16 protein-coding genes are annotated in these 21,375 nt (G+C 73.5%); 3 read left to right on the forward strand and 13 right to left on the reverse strand.

Going from position 1 to position 21,375, the window contains the following annotated elements; genetic code table 11:
* The first annotated feature begins 56 nt into the window (after nucleotides 1-56).
* A complete protein-coding gene (locus tag AB0I89_RS14380) occupies nucleotides 57-527 on the forward strand; it encodes a hypothetical protein (RefSeq protein WP_357125619.1) in 471 nt (156 codons plus the stop codon).
* 8 nt (nucleotides 528-535) lie between these two features.
* On the opposite strand, the gene AB0I89_RS14385 is transcribed toward AB0I89_RS14380, so the two are convergent.
* From AB0I89_RS14385 to AB0I89_RS14440, 12 genes are all read right to left on the reverse strand, one after another.
* A complete protein-coding gene (locus AB0I89_RS14385) occupies nucleotides 536-1,738 on the reverse strand; it encodes a 2-oxo acid dehydrogenase subunit E2 (RefSeq protein WP_357125622.1) in 1,203 nt (400 codons plus the stop codon).
* Nucleotides 1,731-2,744, reverse strand: a complete 1,014-nt coding sequence (locus AB0I89_RS14390) for a transketolase C-terminal domain-containing protein (RefSeq protein ID WP_357125625.1) — start codon at nucleotides 2,742-2,744, stop codon at nucleotides 1,731-1,733. Before AB0I89_RS14390 ends, AB0I89_RS14385 begins: the two co-directional genes overlap by 8 nt.
* Nucleotides 2,737-3,675 (reverse strand): thiamine pyrophosphate-dependent dehydrogenase E1 component subunit alpha, encoded by a 939-nt coding sequence (locus AB0I89_RS14395; protein ID WP_357125628.1) that lies wholly within the window; start codon nucleotides 3,673-3,675, stop codon nucleotides 2,737-2,739. Before AB0I89_RS14395 ends, AB0I89_RS14390 begins: the two co-directional genes overlap by 8 nt.
* Nucleotides 3,672-3,920, reverse strand: coding sequence for an acyl carrier protein (locus AB0I89_RS14400; protein ID WP_357125631.1), 249 nt, complete (start codon nucleotides 3,918-3,920; stop codon nucleotides 3,672-3,674). Before AB0I89_RS14400 ends, AB0I89_RS14395 begins: the two co-directional genes overlap by 4 nt.
* The gene (locus AB0I89_RS14405) at nucleotides 3,913-5,796 is read right to left on the reverse strand and encodes an HAD-IIIC family phosphatase (protein WP_357125634.1); all 1,884 of its coding nucleotides are present in this window, start codon (nucleotides 5,794-5,796) and stop codon (nucleotides 3,913-3,915) included. Before AB0I89_RS14405 ends, AB0I89_RS14400 begins: the two co-directional genes overlap by 8 nt.
* A 38-nt stretch (nucleotides 5,797-5,834) precedes the next feature.
* On the reverse strand, nucleotides 5,835-6,863 hold the full coding sequence (locus AB0I89_RS14410) for a 3-oxoacyl-[acyl-carrier-protein] synthase III C-terminal domain-containing protein (protein WP_357125637.1): 1,029 nt from the start codon (nucleotides 6,861-6,863) through the stop codon (nucleotides 5,835-5,837).
* Nucleotides 6,860-8,563 (reverse strand): hypothetical protein, encoded by a 1,704-nt coding sequence (locus tag AB0I89_RS14415; protein ID WP_357125641.1) that lies wholly within the window; start codon nucleotides 8,561-8,563, stop codon nucleotides 6,860-6,862. The genes AB0I89_RS14410 and AB0I89_RS14415 overlap by 4 nt, the downstream gene beginning before the upstream one ends.
* On the reverse strand, nucleotides 8,560-8,790 hold the full coding sequence (locus tag AB0I89_RS14420; RefSeq protein ID WP_355048096.1) for an acyl carrier protein: 231 nt from the start codon (nucleotides 8,788-8,790) through the stop codon (nucleotides 8,560-8,562). The genes AB0I89_RS14415 and AB0I89_RS14420 overlap by 4 nt, the downstream gene beginning before the upstream one ends.
* Nucleotides 8,787-10,175: an MFS transporter gene (locus AB0I89_RS14425; protein ID WP_357125645.1), complete on the reverse strand. Its 1,389-nt coding sequence runs from the start codon at nucleotides 10,173-10,175 to the stop codon at nucleotides 8,787-8,789. Before AB0I89_RS14425 ends, AB0I89_RS14420 begins: the two co-directional genes overlap by 4 nt.
* Nucleotides 10,176-10,187: 12 nt before the next feature.
* The gene (locus AB0I89_RS14430; RefSeq protein WP_357125648.1) at nucleotides 10,188-16,820 is read right to left on the reverse strand and encodes a condensation domain-containing protein; all 6,633 of its coding nucleotides are present in this window, start codon (nucleotides 16,818-16,820) and stop codon (nucleotides 10,188-10,190) included.
* Nucleotides 16,817-17,632 carry an alpha/beta fold hydrolase gene (locus tag AB0I89_RS14435; RefSeq protein ID WP_357125651.1) on the reverse strand — a complete coding sequence of 272 codons (816 nt, stop codon included), beginning with the start codon at nucleotides 17,630-17,632 and terminating at the stop codon, nucleotides 16,817-16,819. The genes AB0I89_RS14430 and AB0I89_RS14435 overlap by 4 nt, the downstream gene beginning before the upstream one ends.
* Nucleotides 17,633-18,248: 616 nt before the next feature.
* Nucleotides 18,249-19,190: an NmrA family NAD(P)-binding protein gene (locus AB0I89_RS14440; RefSeq protein WP_357125654.1), complete on the reverse strand. Its 942-nt coding sequence runs from the start codon at nucleotides 19,188-19,190 to the stop codon at nucleotides 18,249-18,251.
* Nucleotides 19,191-19,256: 66 nt separating this feature from the next.
* On the opposite strand from AB0I89_RS14440, the gene AB0I89_RS14445 reads away from it, so the two are divergent.
* A complete protein-coding gene (locus AB0I89_RS14445; RefSeq protein WP_357125721.1) occupies nucleotides 19,257-19,868 on the forward strand; it encodes a TetR family transcriptional regulator in 612 nt (203 codons plus the stop codon).
* Nucleotides 19,869-19,981: 113 nt separating this feature from the next.
* On the opposite strand, the gene AB0I89_RS14450 is transcribed toward AB0I89_RS14445, so the two are convergent.
* Nucleotides 19,982-20,590, reverse strand: a complete 609-nt coding sequence (locus AB0I89_RS14450; RefSeq protein WP_357125657.1) for a class I SAM-dependent methyltransferase — start codon at nucleotides 20,588-20,590, stop codon at nucleotides 19,982-19,984.
* Between the two features lie 123 nt (nucleotides 20,591-20,713).
* On the opposite strand from AB0I89_RS14450, the gene AB0I89_RS14455 reads away from it, so the two are divergent.
* Nucleotides 20,714-21,307 carry a hypothetical protein gene (locus tag AB0I89_RS14455; protein WP_357125660.1) on the forward strand — a complete coding sequence of 198 codons (594 nt, stop codon included), beginning with the start codon at nucleotides 20,714-20,716 and terminating at the stop codon, nucleotides 21,305-21,307.
* Nucleotides 21,308-21,375 lie beyond the last annotated feature (68 nt).

Genomic DNA, 21,375 nt, shown 5'->3' on the forward strand with positions numbered 1-21,375 from the left:
TCGATTCGTGGCCGTACCATCGTCGGTCAGGTACCCGCCGGAATTAGCCTTTCGCCATGCGCCCAGCCCTGTCACCGCACCCCCCGTCGGTTGACCCACCGCCCAGGGCCTCGCGTACGGGATGGATCGTCGCGGGCGCCATCATCTTCGGGTGCCTGGCGGCGCTCGCCGTGCCGGTCGGCGGCTTTCTCCTGTGGATGTACGCCGGACCGGACGTGGACGAGCCGCGCGCGGCGGCCGACCAGTTCGTCCATCGGCTGGAGCGCAACGACGACGCCGCCGCCCACGAATCCCTGTGCCAGGAGATCAGGGAGCGGACCGACCTGGCGGCGTTCACCTCGGCGGTGCAGCGCCTCGGCCGGCCCGTGTCGCACACCATGGGCCGGGCCGCCTTCACCAACGAGGCCGGCAACAGCGCCTCGGTGACCGTCGAACTGACCGGCCGGAACGGTCAGACCTTGCGGCTCGACCTGCGGCTGGAGTCGGAGGTCGGCTGGCAGGTGTGCGACGAGAAGCTCTTCGGCTGACCGGCGCGTCACTCCTCGGCGAGGTGGTCGGGGGACTCCAGGGCGGCCTTCACCGCCTGCAGGAAGGCGACCGCCTCCCGTCCGTTGACGACCCGGTGGTCGTAGACGGCGCTCAGGTTGACGAACCGGCGGGTCACCACCTGACCGTCCGCGTCCAGCGCCAGCTCGTCCTGGGTCCCGCCGATCGCCACCACGCAGGTCTGACCGGGAAAGACGATCGGCCCGGCGAGCACCACGTCGGGATCGGTGTGCAGGGACACGACGATGGTCCCGCCGGCCAGCTCGCCGGCCCGGAAGCCCTCGCCGCCGGCCCGGCTGCGGAAGTCCATCAGCGTCTCGGCGATCTCCGCGCAGGTCAGCTCCTCGACGTCGCGGACCACCGGGATGAACAGGCCCGTCCCGACGTCGATGGTGACGCCGACGTGGGCCGCCTCGGCCAGCCGTACGCTGCTGCCGTCGCCGGGGGAGGCGAACAGCAACGGGTGGTCCTCGCGCAGCCCGCCGATCACCTTGACCAGCAGTTCCGGCAGGCCGACCAGGGTGCGGGTGGCGCGGGTGAGCTGCCGGGCGACCGCGAGGGCGGCGTCGGCCCGTACCTTGATCACCGCGAGCGCCGCCGGCACCTCGCGGTGCGACTCGGTGACCACGGCGGCCACCGCGCGCTGGGCGCGGGAGAGCGTGTGCACCGGGCGCGGGTCGTCCGGCTCCGGGCCGTCGCCGGCCGCCAGCGCGGCGGCCGCGGCCACCACCACCGGCTCGGTCGCGGCCGTGGGCGCCGCCGACCGGTCGGCCAGCAGGCGTTCCACGTCGGTACGCCGCACGACCGCCTTGCCGAGCCCGCGCAACTCGTCGTCGCCCAGGCCGTGCGCGGTGGCGAGTTCCCGGGCCGAGTCGGTGAGTACGGGCCCACCCGGTCGGGTGTCGGGCGTCGGGGCGGCCGCGGTGACCGCTGCGGCGAGGAACCGCTGCCGCGCCTCCTCGTCGTCGAAGACGTGCCCGATGACGTCGCCCGGGGCGCACTCCTGGTTGACCTCGACGAGCCGGTGCAGCACGCCGTCGCCGTCGCTGAGCAGCTCCTCGGCCGCCTTGGACGTCTCCACCTCGGCGACCGGCTCGCCGGCGCGGATCCGCTCGCCGTCCTCGGCCAGCCAGTCGAGCAGGACGTACGTCGTGTCGTTGTTGTTGAGCTTGGGGACGACCAGGTCAGTCACCACTGACGACCTCCTTCACGGCCTGGTGGATGTCGGCGTCCTGCACCAGCACGGTGCGTTCGAGGTGCGCGGCGGTCGGGATGACGCTGTCCGCGGAGTGCACGAGACGTACGGGCGCGCGCAGCGATCCCCAGAGCCGCCGGTGCACGACCTGCGCCAGTTCCGCGCCCCAGGTGCCGCCGGCGGTGCTCTCCTCGGCCACCACGACCCGTCCGGCCCGCGCGATCGGCGGCAGCAGGGCGTCGGTGTCCAGCGGCCAGAGCCGCGAGGGCACCAGCACCTGGCAGACGACGTCGTCGCGCAGCAGCAGCTCCCGGGCCACCGACACGGCCCGGGCGGCCAACCCGCCGGGTACGACAAGCACGCAGTCGGCCTGCTCCTCCTCGTCCACCCGAACCCGGGCGACGTCGGCGTCCGGGCCGATCAGGTCGTAGCGGAACAGCTCGTCCACGACGCCGTCGGCGTACATGCGGGTGGTGTAGAGGACCTTGTCCTCGAAGAGCAGTCCCGGCCGGCCGGAGGCGAGCATCCCGGCGAGCACCGCCCGGTTGTCGTGGAAGGGCGACACCTCGTGCACGCTCAGGCCGGGGATGCCGATGAAGTGCTTCAGCGGGCTCTGGCTGTGCGTCGGGCCGTACCCGCGGTTGCCACCGCTGGGGCAGCGCACCACGAGCCGCATCGGCACCCGCCGGCCGTACATGGCGGTGGACTTGCTGGCGAAGTTGAGGATCTGGTCGAACGCCAGCGCCACGAAGTCACTGAACATGATCTCGACGATCGCGCTCTGCCCGGCCAGGGCCAGCCCACCGGCCACGCCGACGATCCCGCCCTCGCTCAGCGGGGTGGACAGCACCCGATCCGGCCAGCGCGCCGACAGTCCCCGGGTCACCTTGAACGCCCCGCCGTACGGGTCGACGAGGTCCTCGCCGAGCACGCTCAGCGTGGGGTCGTCGGCCAGCAGCGCGTGCAGGGCCTGGTTGAGGTTCTCCACCACCCGCTCAGCCACGGTTCTCCTCCGTCCAGCGGCTCGCCGGGCGGCCGGCGACGTCGGCGACGACCTGGGCCACGTACGCCCGTTGGCGTTCGTCGCGCGCGTCGAACTGCTCCGGGTACGCCCGCGCGTAACGCGCGTACCAGTCGTGCGCCCGCGCGTGCGCGATCTCCTCGGGGCGACGGCTGTCGTCCCCCTTGCTGTGCGGCCCCACCCGGTGGGTGAGCAGCTCCACCACGTACGGCGTGGACCGCTCGCGGACCCGGCGCAGCGCCGGTGTCAGCGCGGCGCGGACGACCTCGGTGTCGGTGGAGGTGATCCGGAGGTGGTCCACCCCGAAGGCCCGCGCCCGGCCGCCGATGCTGCCGGCGAGCTGCGCGGTCGTCGGCGTGGACTGGGCGATGCCGTTGTTCTCCACGACCAGCACCAGCGGCAGGCCCCACAGCGCGGCCATGTTCAGCGCCTCGTAGACGGCGCCCTCGCCCCACGTGCCGTCGCCCAGGTAGACCAGCGCCAGGCGGCCGGGTTCGGTGCGCTTGAGGTGCAGCGCGACCCCGGCGGCCACCGGCGCGCTCTCGCCCTGCACCCCGGTCGACAGGTAGCGCTCGCGCAGGATGTGCTGGCTGCCGCCGACACCGTGGCACACCGCGCCGTCGCGGCCCATCACCTCGGCGAGCAGGCCGTGCGGGTCGTCGAACCGGGCCAGGTAGTGGCCGTGGCCCCGGTGGTTGCTGAACACGAAGTCGTCGTCGTCGAGCAGCGGGCGCAGCGCCACCGGCACGTACTCCTGGCCCAGGCAGGTGTGCGTGGTGCCGTGCAGCTCGCCCCGGCCGAACATGTCCAGCAGCGCCAGCTCGAAGTGCCGGATGAGCAGCAGCAGGTCCAGGTCGGCGTCGGTGAGCCGGGTCGGCGCGGTGGGCGCCACCTCGGTGCGGGTGGCGGTCACCGGACGACCCCGTCCCGCTCGGCGGCGACCAGGTCGACCAGCTCGCCGACGGCGGTCACCGCCAGGTACGCCCGCAGGTCCAGGCGTACGCCGAGGTCGTCCTCCAGCGCCGAGAGCAGCCGCAGCGCCTCCAGGCTGGTCCAGTGGGCCAACGACGCGAACCGGACGTCGGGCGTGATCTCCTCGGCCGGTACGTCCGCGACCTGCTCGATGAGGCCCGCGACGGTGGTGAACAGGTCAGGCACGGATGTCTCCCTCCTCCAGGGCGATCCACGCCGGCAGCAGCCGGGGCGGGGGGTGCAGTGGCAGCACGTGCCGGGTGGTGCCGTCCTCGACGGAGGCCACGGTGAAGCCGGCGGACGGCCAGACGGCCCCGCCGGGCTTGTTGCGGGCGGTGGGCCGGAACAGCGCCTCCAGCCGGGTCGCGCCGGCCGAGCGGGCCAGCTCCGTCACCCGGTGCAGGGCCGCCTGCTCAACGCCCCGGGAGAACACCCGGCAGCTCAGCACGAAGTTCTCGATCACCCAGGCGTCCGGATCGGTCCGGTCCAGCCACAGGCCGCCGACCAGCCCCTCCGCGCCGAACCGGTCGGCCACCTCGACGGTGAGCACCAGGTGGTCGGGGGAGTCGGCGCGGGCCCGGGTCTGCGCCTCGGTGTGCGCCCGTTCGGCCATCGTGAACTGGTTGGTGCGTAGCCCGAGCTGCGCGACCCGGGGCAGGCTGTGCGCGTCGACGTCCCGGACGCTGACCCGCAACTTCAGCTCGTGCAGGTAGTCGGCCGCGGAGTCGAACGTGGCGGCGAACCGCTCCCGCCCGGCGCGGGCCCGGTACAGCTCGGTGCGTTCCCGGTCGGTTGCGCCGGTGGACAGTACGGTGAAGTGCCCCTCGGTGAGCAGCCGCGTGGAGAAGCCGGCCGGGTCGCCGGCCAGCTCCACCACCCGTACGCTCGGCAGCTCGTGGCGTACCAGCTCGCACTCGAACGGGCTGTCGTCGGCGAACACGACGGCGTCCAGGCCCAGGTTGAGGCTGGTGGCGAGCTGGCGCAGGTTCTCGTCCTTGCGCCCCCAGTTGACCGCCTGCGCGACGAAGTCGTCGGCGCGCAGCAGCAGGTCCGGATGCTGCGCGAACGCCTCGGTCACCAGGTCCGGGTCGTTCTTGCTGCACACCGCGAGCAGCACGCCCTGCCGGCGCAGCGCCAGGGCGCGACGTTGCACGTCCCGGTGGCAGTTGCCCGGGTAGTCGGCGCCGAGTCGGATGCCGGTGAGCCCGTCGTCGCCGAGCACGCCCGCCCAGAGCGTGTTGTCCAGGTCCAGTGCGAGCACCTTGGCCGTCCGGCCGAGGACCGCCCGGCAGAAGGTGGCCGCCTCGTGGGCGTACCGGCGTTCCACGGTGGGCGTCCACGCCATGCTGGCGAACCGGTACAGGCGCTCGTCGCGCACCGGACCGTCGTGGTCCACCAGCAGCGCTTCCAGGTCCAGGGTGTACGTCGTGTCCCGTCCACCCAGCTCCAGGAGCTGGGCGTTCAGCTCCCGCCAGAGGAGGCCCAGCTCGGCCCGCCCCCGGAAGCTGACCAGACTGCGGTGTTCCAACGGCGACAGCGGCACGGTGTGCAGCAGCACCGCGCCGTCGGTGCGGGTGGCGTACCCGCGCAGCGCGGCGGTGAGCACGCCGGCCCGTTCGCGCAGCACGTCGGCGAGGCCGGCCAGGTCGCCGGGGTCCCACTCGGCGGGCAGGAACCAGCCGTCGTGCAGCAGGCAGAGCGTGACGTCCGGCCGGAACTCGGCGAGTGCCGAGCCGGGGTCGCTGAGGTCGAGCACGAGCTGGTCGAAGCCGGAGACGTGGATCTCGGCGGCGATGCCGATCCGCAGCAGCGCCACCCGCAGCAGCGGTTCCAGCGTGCCGGGCGTGAACGTGCCGGTGACCGCGACCCGCAGCGGGCGCAGCGGGAAGTCGGGGCTGGCCAGCTTCTCGACGGGTACGTCGGCGAGCAGCCGACCGGCGGACGCGACGGCGGTGACCGCCGCGTCGTCCAGGTGGACCAGGCCGGGCGCCAGCTCCGGGTCGGCGGCCGCGCCTGGTCGGCGCAGCCGGCGGATCCGGTGCAGGACCTCCTCGACTCTCATGTTCGGTGTTCCTTCCCGTGGGTGGGTGCGGCGGCCGGTCAGACCCGCAGCAGGGTGCAGACCCAGTGCATGCCGCTGCCGGTGCTGGTCAGGGCGACCAGGTCGCCGGTGGCCACCTCGCCGCTGTCGAGGTGGCGCTCCAGGCTGATGAGTTGGTCGGCGCAGCCGATGTGACCGTGCGCGAGGGCCAGCTCGACGTTCGTGCGTTCCAGCTCCACGCCGAGGTCCTTGGCCAGCTCGGCGAACTGCCGGGCGTTGTCGTGGAAGTGCACGAAGCGGCGGACGTCGGCGAGCGTGACGCCGGCCCGGTCGCAGGCCGCCTGGACCACCTGCCGGTTGCGCTCCCGGATGGTCGCGACGAACCGGAACATCCGCCGTACGTCCCCGGCGAAGAACTCGTTGAGCCGGTCCGCCGGGTCACCGACGCGGGGGGTGCCGGCGTCCGGGGTGAACGGCTGGGCGGCGCCGCCGACGGGCATCCGCATGAAGCCCGCGTACCGGCCGTCGGTGATGGTCTCGGTGGCCAGCCAGCGGCACCGGTCGTGGTCACGGACCAGCACGGCCGCCGCCGCGCCGTCGGAGAAGACGCTGGTGTTCACCTCCATCCGGTTCCAGTAGGGCTCGCACACCCGGTTCGCGCCGATCACCAGCGCCGTCCGGTAGTCGGGATGGGTGGCGAACCGCCCGGCCACCGTGTCGAACGCGGCCACCCCGCCGCCGCACGCCTGGTTGAGCAGCACCGCCTCGGCCCGGTGCGCGCCGAGGCGGGCCTGGGTGTGCGCGGCCGGGTCCCAGTAGAGGTATTCGGCCAGGTCGGGGATGGCCAGCACCACGAGGTCCACGTCGGCGGCGGACAGCCCGGCCCGGTCCAGGGCCGTGCCGCCGGCCACCACCGCCAGGTCGGTCACCCCGACGGTGGGACCGGCCCGGTGGAAGGTCCGGTACTCCCAGGACCGCAGACGATCAAGATCCTTGGTGTACGCGGCCGCGGCCGCCGCCACGTCGACCGGCTCGCCGAGGACGTGGGCCAGGGCGGCCACCCCGACGCCGACCGGCGGCGCGCTCATGGCCGTACCCCCGTGGTCCGGTCGTCGCTCGCGTGGATGGCGCGTAGCCGGACCCGAGGATCGGCGGGCACGAGACTGTCCACCTCGGACAGGAAGCGCCGGGCGGTGCCGTTGCGGCCCGTGTCGGTCCACCGGACGACCACCTCGTCCGCGCCGGCCGCGCCGGCCCGGCGGGTCACCTCCCGCAGCACGGCCGCCTCGACGCCCTTGCCCAGCACGGGACAGGAGAGCGAGAAGACGTCGACGGTCCAGCGGTCGGCGCCGCGGTCCAGCGCGACGAGGCCCGAGGTGCCGTAGTCGCCCAGCCGGTCGCGGACCCGGATGGCCACGAGATCGGCGGCCCGCTGGGCCAACGCGGCGGCCGGTGGGGCCGGGGCGAGGGCGAAGTCGTGCGCGCGGGCCACCACCTCGGCGACCTCGCCGACGCCGTCCGCGACGACGGGCCGGTAGTCGACCTGAACGTCCAGGCCGGCCACGAAGTCGTCCAGGGACAGTTCGGCGGGCGCGGCGAGGGGTCCGGTCCCGCCGCCCATCCACCGTCGCTCCGGCAGCCGGTCGGTCAACCGCGCCGCCCGCAGCTCGTCCGGCCACGCCGTCGGGTCGGCCCCGAGCAGCACGCGCCGCGGCGGCCCCTCGACCGCCGGCCCGTCGCCGGTCGGCTCATCGCCGGTCGGCCTTTCGCTGGTCGGCCTTTCGCTGGTCGACCGCTCGCTGGTCGGCCCTTCGCTGGGCGGCCCTGCACTGGGCGGCCCAGCACTGGGCGGCTTGAGCTGGGCCGCGTCGACGCCGGCCAGGACGAGCTGCGCCGGTGCCACGTCCAGCGCCTCGGCGATCTCGGCGAGCTGTGCGCCGATCGGCCGGTCGTCGGTGACCCAGCCGTCGAGCACGCCCAGCAGGTCGACGGCATCGCCGTCCGACCAGCACCCGTCGCCGGTGGCCCGCAGCGCCACCCGTACGCCGGCGGCGCGCAGTTCGCGCAGCGCCGGCAGCAGGTGCGCCGCGCCGGTCAGCCCGTCGCCGTCGACGACCAGCGCCCGGCAGCCCGTGCCGAACCAGGACGCCACCAGCGTGGCGGCGGTCGCCCCGAGCCGGGCGAAGACCTCCTCGGTGTACGGCACCTTGGCGAGGCGGAACAGCACCGGGTGGTGCGCCCGCTCGTCGCCGACGGCGCGTACCGCCTCGTCGGCGTCGACGAGCAGCACCCACGGGTCGCCGGCCAGCCGGTCGCGCAGGCGTTGCCGTACGACGGTGGCGCTGGCGGCCACCCCGTCGGCGTGCATCGCGTCGGCCGGCCCGGACGGGCGGGCCGCGGGGATCGCCGGCAGCACGTACACCAGCAGGGCGCCGTGCCGACGTGCGGCGGTGACGGCCGCCTCGGCCCCGGCCAGCAGCTCCGTCGCCCAGGCGTCGCCGCCCGCGCCGGGTTCGCCCGCTTCCTCAAGGCGTTGCGCCACCACCAGCACGTCCGGCCGGACCTCGGCGAGGAAGCCGTCGGTGGCCAGGCACTGCTGCACGACCTGCTGGAACGGGCCGACGGTGAGCGTGGCGGAAAGGCCGCGCTCGTGCAGGTCCAGGCCCAGGTACGGCACCAGCGGGTCCGCCGTGTAGCTGGCCAGCAGGGCGACGCGCAGCGTCGGGGCCGGCCGCCGGCGGCTGAGCGCCTGCCAGCGGGCGCGTCGGGTGAACAGGACGGTGCTCATCGCGTCTCCGTGCCCTTGGCGCGCAGCACCGTCCGCAGTTCGCCGACGCTGCGCACGTCGCGGATCTCGTCGAAGGCGAAGGAGAGCCCGTAGACCTCCTCCAGGGTCACCACCAGTTGCAGGTGGCGCAGGCTGGTCCAGGTGCCGATGGTCTCCGGCCCGGACTCGTCGGTCACCTCGGCCGGGTCGACCTCCAGGACCCCGGCCACCACCTCGGTCAGCGTCACTTCGCCACCACCGCGCGGTCGTCGGTCAGCTCGTCGGTGCCGGTCGGCGAGGGCAGCGGGGCCGGCGGGTCGGTCGGCTCGTCGTAGTCGGGCAGGTCGGTCTCCATCCGGCGGATGCTCGGCGAGGCGAACCCGGCGGCTGCCACACCGATGCCGAACAGGCCGACGATCACGAAGATCAGGCCCATTCCGGCGCCCGGTCCGCTGCCGACCAGCCACCCGAAGTACGGCACGCCGGGGCCACCCTCGCGCATCATCGGCTCAAACCAGCGGTCCGCGGCGATACCGGCCAGGGCGGTGCCGCCGGGGTACGCCAGGTCCTCGATGAACTGGCGGGCGGCGAAGACCCGGCCCTGGTGGGACGGCTCGACCTTCTCCTGCCACACCGACTGGGCGTACCCGTCGATGAAGGGGATGGACAGGTGCAGGAAGAGCAGGGCGACGGACCAGACGATGATGCTGTCCCCGACGCCGTAGACGATCCGGCCGAGGACGCTGAAGACCAGGATGGCGACGAGCATCCGGCGGATCTTGTGGCGGGTGTTGGGCAAAAGCCCGAGCAGGAGCGCGCCGGCCACGCCGCCCACCGCGCCGATGGTCTGCACCAGACCGACCGCGTTGGTGCTGCTGTCGGTGCGGGCCAGGATCTGCGGCACCAGCAGGGCGAAGCCGACGGCCGCGAGCACGTTGATGGCGAACATGATCGCCTCCAGCCCGGTGAACGCCCGGCTGGCCAGGATGTAGCGGAAGCCGTAGATCGTGTCGTACCAGAAGCCGCCCTCGTCCGGCTGGGTCGAGCGGGGCCGGGGTGGGAGCTGCACCAGCAGCACCGCCCCGATCGCCACCACGTAGGAGAGCGCGTCGACGAGCAGGATGACCTTGATGTCCATGAAGCCCAGCAGGGCGGCGGCGAAGCCGGGAGCGAAGATCACCGGAATGGTCCGGACCGCGAACATCATCGCGTTGGCCCTCGGGTACTGGCCCTTCTCCATCATCACCGTGATGGTCGCCTGGTACGCGGGGAGCTGGAACGCGAGGAACGCCCCGGTCACCAGGTTGACCAGGTAGAGGTGCCACACCTCGACCGAGCCGCTGAGGAACAACAGCAGCACGACGGCGGTGGTGAGCGCCGAGCCGATGTCACTGAGCACGATGGTCAGTCGTCGGCCCCACCGGTCGACCAGCGCGCCGGCGATCGGGCTGAAGATGACTGTCGCGCCGAACGCGAACGCCATCAGCATGGTCAGGTCGAAGGCCCGGCCGGTGGCGTCCCACACCCAGATGCTCAGGGCGAAGTTCGTCATCCGGGTGCCGAGCGCCGACAGCAGCTGGCCGAACCAGATCGTGGTGAACCCGGCGAACCGGGACGGGCGTCGGAACGCCATGGGGGTCTCCTCCTACTGCCGTGGCGGTTGCCCGGGGCGTCCGGCCAGGCGCAACAGGCCTTGTCGGATGCCGTCGAGCAGGTTCTGGGCGGTCTCCGGCCGGAAGGCCGGAGTGGCATAGCTCAGATCGACGCGCAGCGTGGGGCCGGTGATCGACCCCGTCACGTCGAAGGGGAAGGGCCAGTGCCCGTCGGGGTCCTCGGTCGGTCCGAACGGCGCCGCGCAGACGTCGAGGAGCTGGTTGGCCGGGGCGACGTCGTCGAAGCCGTACCCGCCCATGTAGTTGACCGCCACCATCGGCGCGGCGGTGGCGGCCAGCCGGGCGCGCACCTCGTCGTCCGGGCAGAGGTGACGCAGCAGCGCGTAGCCGATGCCGTTGTCCGGAACCCGGCCGAGCTGGCGGATCACCGAGCGGACCGAGCGGGTCGCGTCGGCGGTCGCGGGCAGCTCCAGGCGCAACGGGTAGAGCACCTGGAACCAGCCCGTCGTACGGCTCACGTCGACGTCGTCGAAGAGCGGTTCCCGGCCGTGGCCGGTCGTGGCGACGGTGACCGCGCCGCCGGTACGCCCCGCGACGGTGTCCACCACCGCCCACACGAGCAGGTCCCGCACGCTGGCGCGCAGTCGACGGGCGGCGGCGTGCAGTCCCCGGGTCGCGGCCTCGTCCAGGGTCACGGTGGCCAGGCCCAGGTCACCGAGGCGGAACGGCGTGGCGGACGGCTCGTCGGCCAACCGGGACAGCACCCCCTCGTCGGCCTGGGCCAGCCAGAACGGCACCTGCTCGCGCAGTTCCGGCGAATCCGCGTACCCGGCCAGTCGCCGCGCCCAGTCCCGGTACGACGTGGTCTTGGCCGGCAGCGTCGGCTCGACACCACGTTCGAGCTGGTCGCAGAGCGTCTCCAGATCAGCCAGCAGGACCCCCCGGGAGACCGCGTCGACGACGAGATGGTGGTTGACGAGCAGCAGCCGGTCGGGCAGTTCCGGGCCGAGCCGGAAGTGCGCCACCCGGGCCAGCGGGCCGGATTCGAGGTCCAACGCGGTCTGCGCCTCGGCGCAGTGGGCCTCGACCGCCGCCTTCCGCTCGTCGACGGCGAGCCCGGTCAGGTCGTGGCTGACGAACGGCACGGCGTCGGCCGGGTCGCCGTGGTGCTGACGCCAGCTCCCGTCCGCCTGCCGGGCCAGGCGCAGCCGCAGCGCGTCGTGCTGGGCCACCAGCCGACGTACCGCCTCGCGGACCAGGCCGACCGGGAGCGGCCGGGCCAGCTCGAGGTAGTAGGGGTGGTTGAACAGGGCGGGCCGACCCATGGAGGGGGCGATGACGTCGGTGAACCAGCGCTGCGCGCCGGTCAGCGGGGCGTCGCCGTGCACCTCGCCCTGCTCGGCGTTCGGCGTCGCGGTGGCCTCCCCGAGGCTGGCGGCCAGCTCGGCCACCGTGGGGTGGCGGACGAGCTGTCGCGGGGTGAGGTGGATGTCGGCGGCCGCGCAGCGGGCCACGAGCTGCATCGCGAGCAGCGAGTCGCCGCCGGAGGCGAAGAAGTCGTCGGTGATGCCGAGCTGGTTGGTCCGCAGCAGCTCCGACCAGATCGCCACGAGCTGGCGTTCCCGGTCGGTGCGCGGCGCGGCGGCGGCCCGGTCGGCCGAGCGCCGGTACCCGTCGGTGACCGCGCCGCGCACCGCCGCCGCATCGGCCAACTCGGTGGCGACCTCGGCCAGCAGGCCGGCGGGGATCCGGTCGACGGGCGCGTTCCCGTCCACGGTGGTCCCGGCGTCGAGCGACCAGAGACCCCGTAGCAGCTCCACCGGCCCGACCCGCTCGTCGACGGGCAGCGCCGGGACGTCCGGCGGCGCGGGTGTGCTGGCCGGATGCAGGAGCAGGGTGGCCGCGTCGGTGGGAGGCGTCGGGGCGTACCCGATGATCCCGGCGGTGACCAGCGCGGACAGCTCGGCGCGCTGCGGCGTCGTGGTGAGCAGCACCTCGCGCCCGGCGTGGGCCTGGGCGGCGAGCAGCCGTGCCAGCTCCGCCTGCCGGTGCGCCGGGCCGGCCGGCACGACCAGCCGGCGCAGCGCGGGATGCCGCACCGCCCGCCGCACCAGCAGCGTCGCGGTGACCGCCGCCAGCTCCGGCGACCAGGCGTCGCCGGGCAGCTCGGGCACCCGGTAGCGCCGCGCCCACGCCGCCACGGAGACGACGTCGACGTCCGGCCGGGCCTGGGCCAGCCGCGCGGTCAGCTCCGCGAAGACGGCGGTGTACGGCGACGTCCGGTACGGCGGCGACGGCGGGCAGATGGCGATCGTCAGCGCCGCCACGCTGTGCGCCCGGTGCACGTCCAGCGCCGCCAGCAGCTCGGCGAGGAAGTCGCGCAGCCCGACGATGCCCGCCGCGAGCGGGCCGGGTGTGAGCCGGTCCTCCCAGCGCAGGACCAGCGCGTTGCGGTCGCGCCGGCCGGTCGCCAGGCCGGCGGCCGGGTCGCGCAGCAGCCGCAGCAGCGCGCCGGGCGCGAGCTGTTCGAGGGTGTGCGGCAGGTTGAGCAGCCCGGCCCAGAAGCGGACGGCCTGGGCAAGCCGCGGAACCTCGACGGTGCCGCCGACCACCAGCCGGGGCGCGGGCGGTGTCGACCGCCGCGAGACGGGCGCACGTCGACCCGCGCCGATCGGCGTGTCCGGTCGACGCACCCCGTCGTCGAGCACCTTCGCCAGCCCGGTCAACAGCCGGACCATCCGCTCCGGGGTGAACAGGTCGGCCCGGTACGCCAGGTCGGCGTGCAGGTCGTCGCCCTGCCAGGTGACGCTGAGGAAGAGGTCGAAGTCGACACCGACGCTCGGCACCTCGACCGGCGTGGCGGTCAGCCCGGCGAACTCCGGCAGCTCGTCGGCGCCGTCGAGGACGTTGAGCACGCACTGGAACAGCGGGTGGTACGCGGCCTGCCGGGGTAGCCGCAGCGCCTCCACGATGGTCGCGAACGGCAGCCCCTGGTGCCGGTACGCCTCCCGGGCCGTGCGGTGGGCCCGGGTCACGAGCTGCCGGAACGTGGGCCGTCCCGCCACGTCCATCCGCAACGGCAGCAGGTCGGCGAAGCACCCGATCAGCGGTGCGAGTTCGGCGCGTTCCCGGCCGGCGGTGGGCGTGCCGAGCACCAGGTCCGGTTGCCCGCTCTCGGTGTGCAGCAGGGCCGCGAAACCGGCCAGCAGGACGGCGAACGGGGTGACCCCCTCGGCCCGGGCCAGCTCCCGCACGGCCGCGCCGAGCCCGACGCCCAGCCGCTGGGCCTGGTACCCGGCGACGTCCGAGCGCTCGTCGGGGCGGGGCTGGTCGGTGGGCAGGTCCAGCAGCGGCGGCGCGTCGGCCAGCCGCTTGCGCCAGTACGTCAGGTGCGGCTCGACGGCGGCCGACGCCAGCCAGTCGCGCTGGTGTCGGGCGTGGTCGGTGAACTGCACGGGCAGCGGCGGCAGTGGCCGGTCGACGCCGGTGGCGTGGTGGGCGTACCGGGCGGCGAGCTCGTCGAGCAGGATGCTCCACGAGGTGTTGTCACAGACGATGTGGTGCATGCCGAGCAGCAGGTGCCAGCGCTGGTCGGGCAGCCGCAGCAGGCGGGCCCGCACCAGCGGGCCGGTCCCCAGGTCGTACCGGTGCGCGGCCAGCTCGGCGGCCGCCCGGCGCAGCGCACGGGCGTGCTTCGCCGCCGGCAGCGCGGTCAGATCCAGCGTCTCCAGCCACGGGTCGACGTGCGGGTGCACGACGGGTTCGGGTTCGCCGTCACGGCCCCGGAAGGTGGTCCGCAGCACCTCGTGTCGGGCCAGCACGTCCTCGAACGCCCGGCGCAGCGAGGTCGTGTCGAGGTCGCCGCGCAGCTCGACGGCGGCCGTGGTGTTGTGCCGTACCACGTCGTCGCCGAGCTGGTCGAGCGCCCAGAGCCGTTCCTGCGCCGACGACGCCACGGCCGGCGTACCCGCCGGGGCGGGGGTGAGCGGGGCGAGCGCGGTGGCGTCCTCATCGGCGTCCAGCACGGCGGCGAGCCCGGCCACCGTCGGGTTGGTGAACAGGGTGTAGAGCGACACCTCCCGGCCGAACTCGGCCTGTACCTGCGACAGCAGCCCGGTGGCGAGCAGCGAGTGTCCACCGAGGCCGAAGAAGTCGCTCGTCACGCCGACCTGTTCGACGCCGAGCGCGGCGGCCCAGAGGCCGGCGAGCCGCTCCTCGGTGGCGGTGCGCGGCGCGACCACCTCGCCGTCGTCCGTCGTGGCGGCGCGCGCCGGACGGCTCCGCTCGGCGACCGCCGCGGCGGTGCTCAGCTCCTCGACGACGTACGCGGCCCGCTCCGATCCGATCGTCGTGCACAGCTCATTCGGGCCGGCGCTCGCCAGCGGCGGGTCCAGCGCCCAGACGTGGGCGAGCTGCCGGCGCAGGTCCGCTGCGCCGGTGGGCACGGCCAACGCCAGCACGCCCGGGTATGCGCCGCGCAGCGCCGCCACGGCCTGCGGGTCGGTGTCCAGGACCATCGTGGTGGCCGGATCGGCGGCGGCCAGCGCCTCCGCCGTGTACGCCCGCACCTCGTGACCGGGCAGCGCGTCGGCGAGCCGGTCGAGCGGCAACCGCTCGTCGTCGACGAGCACGAGGCGGCGTGGCTGGCCGGCGAGCCGCCGCAGCTCACGCAGCACGATCGTGCCCAGCGCCGCGAAGTACTCGCCCGTGTACGGCACATGGCCCAACTCGTCCGCGCGCTCGTCGCTGATCTCGCTCACCGGGTAGGCGCTGACGTGGTCGGCGGCCCAGGCCGCGTGGACCCCCGGCGTACGGGCGGCCAACGCGGCCAGCCGGTCGTCGAGGCGGCCGGACCGCTCGCCGAGCCGGTCGGCGGCGCGCGGCGACGCGGGGCACACCACAAGCAGCAGTGGTGCGTCGGTCCGCCGTCGGTACGCCGCCACCGCCGCGTCGAGGTCGTCCATCGCCGCGTCGAGGGCCGCGTCCCCGGCCGTGTGGTCCTGGCGGCGCAACCAGTCCTCGAAGCGCAGCAGGCAGACCGTGGCGTCGGCCGTCGGCCCGGCCAGCAGGTGGGCCACCTGCTGGCCGTACCCGACCAGCTCCACCGACGCGGGTACGCGCAGGAAGCGCAGCCAGAACTCCACCGGGTCGCGCAGCGGGTCCACGGTGAAGGTGGCCGCCAGGGCGATCCGGTGCCGGCGCAGGCCGGGCACCTGCGACAACGGGCGGTCCGGGTCGTCCGCCATGGCGCGGAGCAGCTCCGGCAGCCGGCCCACGGTCGCGGCGATCGTCTCGTCGAGGTACAGGTCGGCGTTGAAGTCGACCGCGCCGTCGATCCGGTCACCCTCGACGGTCAGGCTGACGAAAAGGTCGAAGTCGGTGAGCCCGCTCTCCGCCGGCACCGGACGGAACGTCGCACCGGCCGCCTGCCGCTGCCGTACGCCGCCGTCGGTCATGGTCGCCAGCACCTGGAAGAGCGGGTTCACGCTGGGATCGCGGACCGGGCGGACCTCCTCCACCACCCGCGCGTACGGGGCCTCCTGGTGGGCGTACGCCTCGCTCACCGTCCGGTGCACCCGGCGGACGAGGTCGCGGACGCTCGGGTCACCGGTGGTGTCCACGCGCAGCACCAGCATGGTGGCGAAGCAGCCGATCAGCGGCTCCAGATCGGTGCTCGCCCGGCCGGCGGCGGGCATCCCGAGCAGCAGGTCGTCCTGGCCGGTGGCCTGGCGCAGCAGGGCGGTCAGCCCGGCGAGGACCACCGCGTTGACGGTGGCTCCGGCGCGGCGGGCCAACCCGCCGAGGGCGTCGGTCAGCTCGGCGTCGACGGTGAACGGCAGGCTCCGGCCCCGGTGGGTCTGCACCGGCGGCCGGGGCCGGTCCGGCGGCAGCGTGGACCGGGTCGGCGCCGAGGCGAGTCGTTCCCGCCAGTGCGCCAGGTGACCCGCCAGCTCCCGCTCGGCCTCCGGCCGGCGGCGGGCGGCGACGTGCGCGACGAACCGGGTGGGCAGCGTGGGCAACCCGGCCGGGGCGTCCCCGGCGAACTCGCCGTACCAGCGCACCAGCTCCTCGACGAACACACCCGCCGACCAGGCGTCGAAGACGATGTGGTGCGCGGTCACCAGCAACAGGTGCTCGTGGTCCGCGAGGGCGACCAGCCGGGCCGCGAGCAGGGGCCCGCTGGTCAGGTCGAAGCGGACCGCCGCGTGCGCCGCGATCTCCCGCTCGGCCGTTGCCTCCCGCTCCGACGCGGGGAGCCCGGTCAGGTCGAGCAGCGGCAACGGCAGCTCCAGCGCGTCCGACACCCGCTGGGTGACGACGCCGTCGACGGTCGCGAAGACGACCCGCAGCGCGTCGTGCCGGGCCACCACCGCGTTGACCGCCCGGTGCAGCGCCGCGACGTCGAGCGGACCGGTGATCCGCTCGGCGAAGGGCACGTTGTAGACCGGCGTGCCGGGCTCCAACCGGTCCAGGAACCAGAGCTGCTCCTGGGTGAAGGAGAGCGGGTAGGCCGCCGTCGCGGGAGTCGGTGTCGGATCGGCGCGACCGGCGCGGGCCTGGCCGGCTTGGCTCTGGCCGGCGCGGCTCTGGCGCAGCCGCAGGGCCAGCAGCTCCCGCTGCTCGGGGGTGAGGTCGGCGAGGTCCGGGTGCAGGTCCTGGGTCATCGGGTGGCCCCTTCGACGTACGCGCGGTCGGCGGCCGGCCCGCCGTCGAGCAGGCGGGACAGCGGGGGAGGCGTGTCGTGGAGGTAGAGGTGGCCTCCGGGGACGACGGTCAGCGAGAAACCGGCCGCGGTGCAGGCCGCCCAGCCGGCCACCTCGTCCGGGGCGACCAGGGGATCGTCGGCGGCCGCCACCGCGTCCACGGGCAGCGGCAGCGGCGGCACGGTCGTCGGGCGGTAGGACGCGACCACGCTCAGGTCGGCCCGCACGGTCGGCAGGATCAGTTCCAGCAGACCGGGGTCGGTGAGCACCTCGTCGGGTATCCCGCCGAGGTCGTGCAGCCAGCGGGTCAGCGCCGCGTCGTCGAGGCGGTGTGCCGTGCCGAGCGGCGCGGCGTCGCGCGGCGGACGGGCCGCCGAGACCACCAGCCGCTGTGGTACCGGGCCGCCCCGGGCGACCAGGCGGGCCGCCACCTCGTACCCGATCAGGCCACCCATGCTGTGCCCGAAGATCGCGAACGGCGTCGGCACCCGCGCGACGATCGCGTCGACCAGCGGCGTCGCCACCTCGTCCATCGTGCTCAGCGGCGGGTCGGCCAGCCGACGCTCACGGCCGGGCAACTGCGCGGCCCACACCTCCACGTCGTCGCCCAGCAGCGCGGCCCACGGCCGGTACGCGCCGCCGCCGGCACCGGCGTACGGGAGGCACACGAGCCGCAGCCGGGCGGCCGGGCGGGGCGCGACGCAGGTCAGCCAGGCGGTGACGTCGGCCGCGCGGGCGGCGGTCGTCGGCGGGGATACGGGTGGTGTCGCCATGCCCGCACACGTTAGGAACGGGCCGTGAGAGCGGTCTTAGCGTCGGCTGAGGGTTCCTGGCGGTGTCCGCTGCGCGCGACGCGTGAGGTGGATTTGAACGTCAACGAATACGGCGGCAACGAGAAGCGGGCAGGGCTTCAGAACCTCGCTCGCGGCCTGGCCGTCAACTGCGCCGACCGCAACAACCACCCCGATCCAAGAGGCGGCAAGAACAGCCGAGCGACTACGACTCAGCGTCCAATCTGGTCGGCTGTGCGCCCTCGACCCTCCGCCACAGCCTACGAAGGCTGACCTGACGGGTACCTGGTGCGGATCCTCCGGCGACCGGATCGATCTGCGCGAGGACGGGTCGGCGCGGCTGGACGCGATCTCGGACGCCTACCTCTTTCACGTCGTCAGGGCCTCCGGGTGACGTGGACCGACGAATACATCTGGCGCACCTACTTCGACGGCCGCCGGCCCGCTTCCGGTCAGCCACGATGGCAACGTGTTCGAGCTGTTGGCCCTCGACGGGATGCCGGACGAGGGATGGTCGAGCCGCTTCGCCCCCTGCGCCGAGCCGCCAGTGGAACGAGAAATCCGCCGTTCGGTACTGGTCAGCTGACGTCGAGGGTGGTCAGGGGTTCCGTGGGTGGGGATGCTCGGTGAAGGCGGTGGCGTGGTCCGTGACCCACTGGCGGAACGTTCGCGGTGGTGTTCCGAGGATGTCGAATATCGTGGACGTGATGTATGCCGGGTGTCCCGTCGTGGCGTCCCACGCGGCGAGGAGCATGTCCACTGCCGCGCGCGCGGCTTCCGGAGTCTCGCGCCGGAAGTCGTCGGGCGACAGTTCCTCGAACGCGATCGGGCGCCCCAGCGTGTCACCGATGATGCTTACCTGTTGAGCTTGACTGAGTGATTCGGGGCCGGTCAGGACGTAGTCACCGCCAGCGTGCCCGTCCTCGTACAGGGTGCGCGCGACGACCTCGGCCACATCTCGGTCGTCAACGGGGGCTGTCTCGGCCGCGCCGTACGGCCACCGGACCACGCCGTTGCCACGGATGGCGGCGGCCCACCAGAGGAGGGCGTTCGACGCGAACATCCCTGGTCGGATGATCGTCGAGTCGAGCCCGGCGGCCGAGATGAGCCGCTCGATCTCCGCGTGCAACGCCGCCATCGGGTTCGGTTGCTGGAAGAACGGGTGCGGGGTCTGGTGTGGTGCGGACAGGTAGACGACCCGCTGCGCCTGGGCGGCCAGCCGGTCCACGACCGCCGCCGCGGTCTGCGCCGGAGCGGTCCAGACCAGGAAGACCGTGCTGACGGCGTGCAGTGCGTCGTCGAGCGATTCGGGCACGGTGAGATCGCCGGTGACGATCTCGACGTTGGCGGGCAGTGTCGCCGCCGTCTCGGAGCGGCGCACGAGGGCACGGACCGGCACACCCGCATCGGTCAGCAGATCGACGACGCTGCGCCCGATGCGGCCGGTCGCCCCAGTGACAAGTACCGGAGGTCCTCCTAGTGGTGTCGCGGCGACCTCGCCCTGGTTGACGGAGTGCTTCGGGGTGTCTACCTGTTCCATGGCTTCCATGAAACCGTTACCGAGTTAAAAAAGCAACTCGGTAACGAATGTTAGTCTGACACGGTGATGGAGCCTGTCGGGCTACGCGCCCGCAAGAAGCTGCGTACGCGGGACGCGATCGCCGACGCGGCGATCTCGCTGTTCCTGGCGCGCGGGTTCGAGCAGGTATCGGTCTCCGACATCGCCGTCGCGGCCGAGGTGTCGAAACCGACCCTCTTCCGCTACTTCGCCACCAAGGAAGACCTGGTCCTGCACCGTTTCGCGGACCACAACGGCGAGGCCGCACGTGTGGTGCGCGACCGTCGGCCCGACATCGCGCCGATGACAGCCCTGCACCGGCATTTCCGAGCCGGTCTCGATCGCTTCGAGCCGGTCACCGGCCTCAATGATCATCCCGAGGTGGTGGCGTTTCATCGGCTGGTGTTCACCACCCCGAGCCTGGCGGGACGGCTCACGCAGTACCTGCTCGACGATGAGGAGGCGCTGGCTGCGGCCCTCGGCCCGGGCATCGACGCCCTACTGCAGGCCGCCCAGGTGATCGCGGTTCACCGCGTCCTGGCCCGGACCAACTGGCAGAGGATCGCCGATGGGCGAACCGCACACGACGTGCAACCCGAGGCGATCGCCGACGCAGACCGAGCCTTCGCCCAACTGCGCCATGGAACGGGCGTCTCCTAGCCCGCCGCGCAGCGGCACACAGAACAGCCCCGCAATGCGTCCAGGCGGCTGGCCGACCGGCGATCCGGTCGCCTCGCCGCATTTCCCGACACGGCTGAGGAGGCGCCGTACGCTCACCCGTCGATGGTGACCGCCGCGATGGCGAAGTGCGGCCGATGGGCGCCACCGTCGGGGCGCTCCAAACGCTCGACCTCGGTGAAGCCGGCGCGCGCCAGCCGCGCGGCGATCTCGTCGACCGGCCAACGGTAGGCGGTCATGACCTTGTGGTCGAAGGCGTCGACCTCGTCGCCGGAGAAGAGGCCCAGCACCAACCTCCCGGACGGGGCCAGGGCACGCCGGAACGTGGTCAGCACGCCGTCGAGGCGCTCCGGCGGCAGGTGGATCAGTGAGTACCAGGCCAGGATGCCGGCGACGGAGTGGTCGGCCACGTCGAGGTCGCCCAACGACCCGAGGCGGTAGTTGCCGCTCGGATACGTCGCACGGGCGTGGGCGACGAACTCGGGGACCACGTCGATGCCCGTGGCGTCGACGCCCGACGACCGCAGGTAGTCGGTGAGGTGGCCGGGGCCGCAACCCAGGTCGAGCACCTTCCCGGGTCGACCCGCCAGGTGCCGGCCGATGAGGGCGAGGTCGTCGGGGTCGACCTGCTCACGCGTGCCGAACAGTTCGATGTAGAGATCCGCGACCGAGGCGTACGCCTGCCGTACCCGTTCCATGCTCACCGCGCGACTATAGAGACCACCGGGATCAGGGTTGCTCGGTGGAAGACCTGAGGCGGAAACCGGGGCCGTACCGGGGCTGCGCCCGGAGGCTGGACGGGTGTGGACGGCCAGATGATGGTGATCATGAGACGCGCCGCATTCTTCGTGATCACCGGTCCGGCCTGCATCGTGGGCTACGGGCTCGTCCGCCTGTGGGGTAGGTCCGACGGGACGTATGGTCCCGGGTTCGACTGGCAGGCCGCGCACCTGGTCGGCCTCGCCGGCATGGTGTTGTTCGTGCCGGTGGTGCTGGCGCTGGCCGGCCTGCTACGCCCCGGTCCGTGGCGTACGTCGGTCGTGGCCGTCACGCTGGTCGGGCTCGCCGCCACGATGGTGCAGTTCGGCGCCGACATCGTCGAGGGTCTGCTGGCCGCCGACCGGGCGGAGATGTCGGCGCTCGGCGCGGACTTCAAGGACGTGCCCGGCGTCGAGGTGCTGTTCTACGACGTCGTACCGCAGTTGTTCTTCCTCGGTCTGCTCGTCCTCGCGGGCATGCTCGCGGCGCACCGGCGGCTGCCCTGGTGGAGCGTGGCCCTGCTGCTCGTCGGCATCGTCCTACCGGCCGTCACGCTCGACCTGCTGCCGCTCGGCGGCCTGTGTATGGCGGTGGCGCTCGCGCCGACGCTGCCGGCGCTGCGCCGGGACGCCGCGCGGGACCGCGCGGAAACCGTAATCTGATCTTTCTTGCCGCAGTCGCCCTGAGCTGCCGAGATAACGCTCTCTCGGATAGTGCGGAAGTCCTTGAC

Origin of the sequence: Micromonospora sp. NPDC049801, from assembly GCF_040656575.1 — a bacterium.
Classification (GTDB): Bacteria; Actinomycetota; Actinomycetes; order Mycobacteriales; family Micromonosporaceae; genus Micromonospora.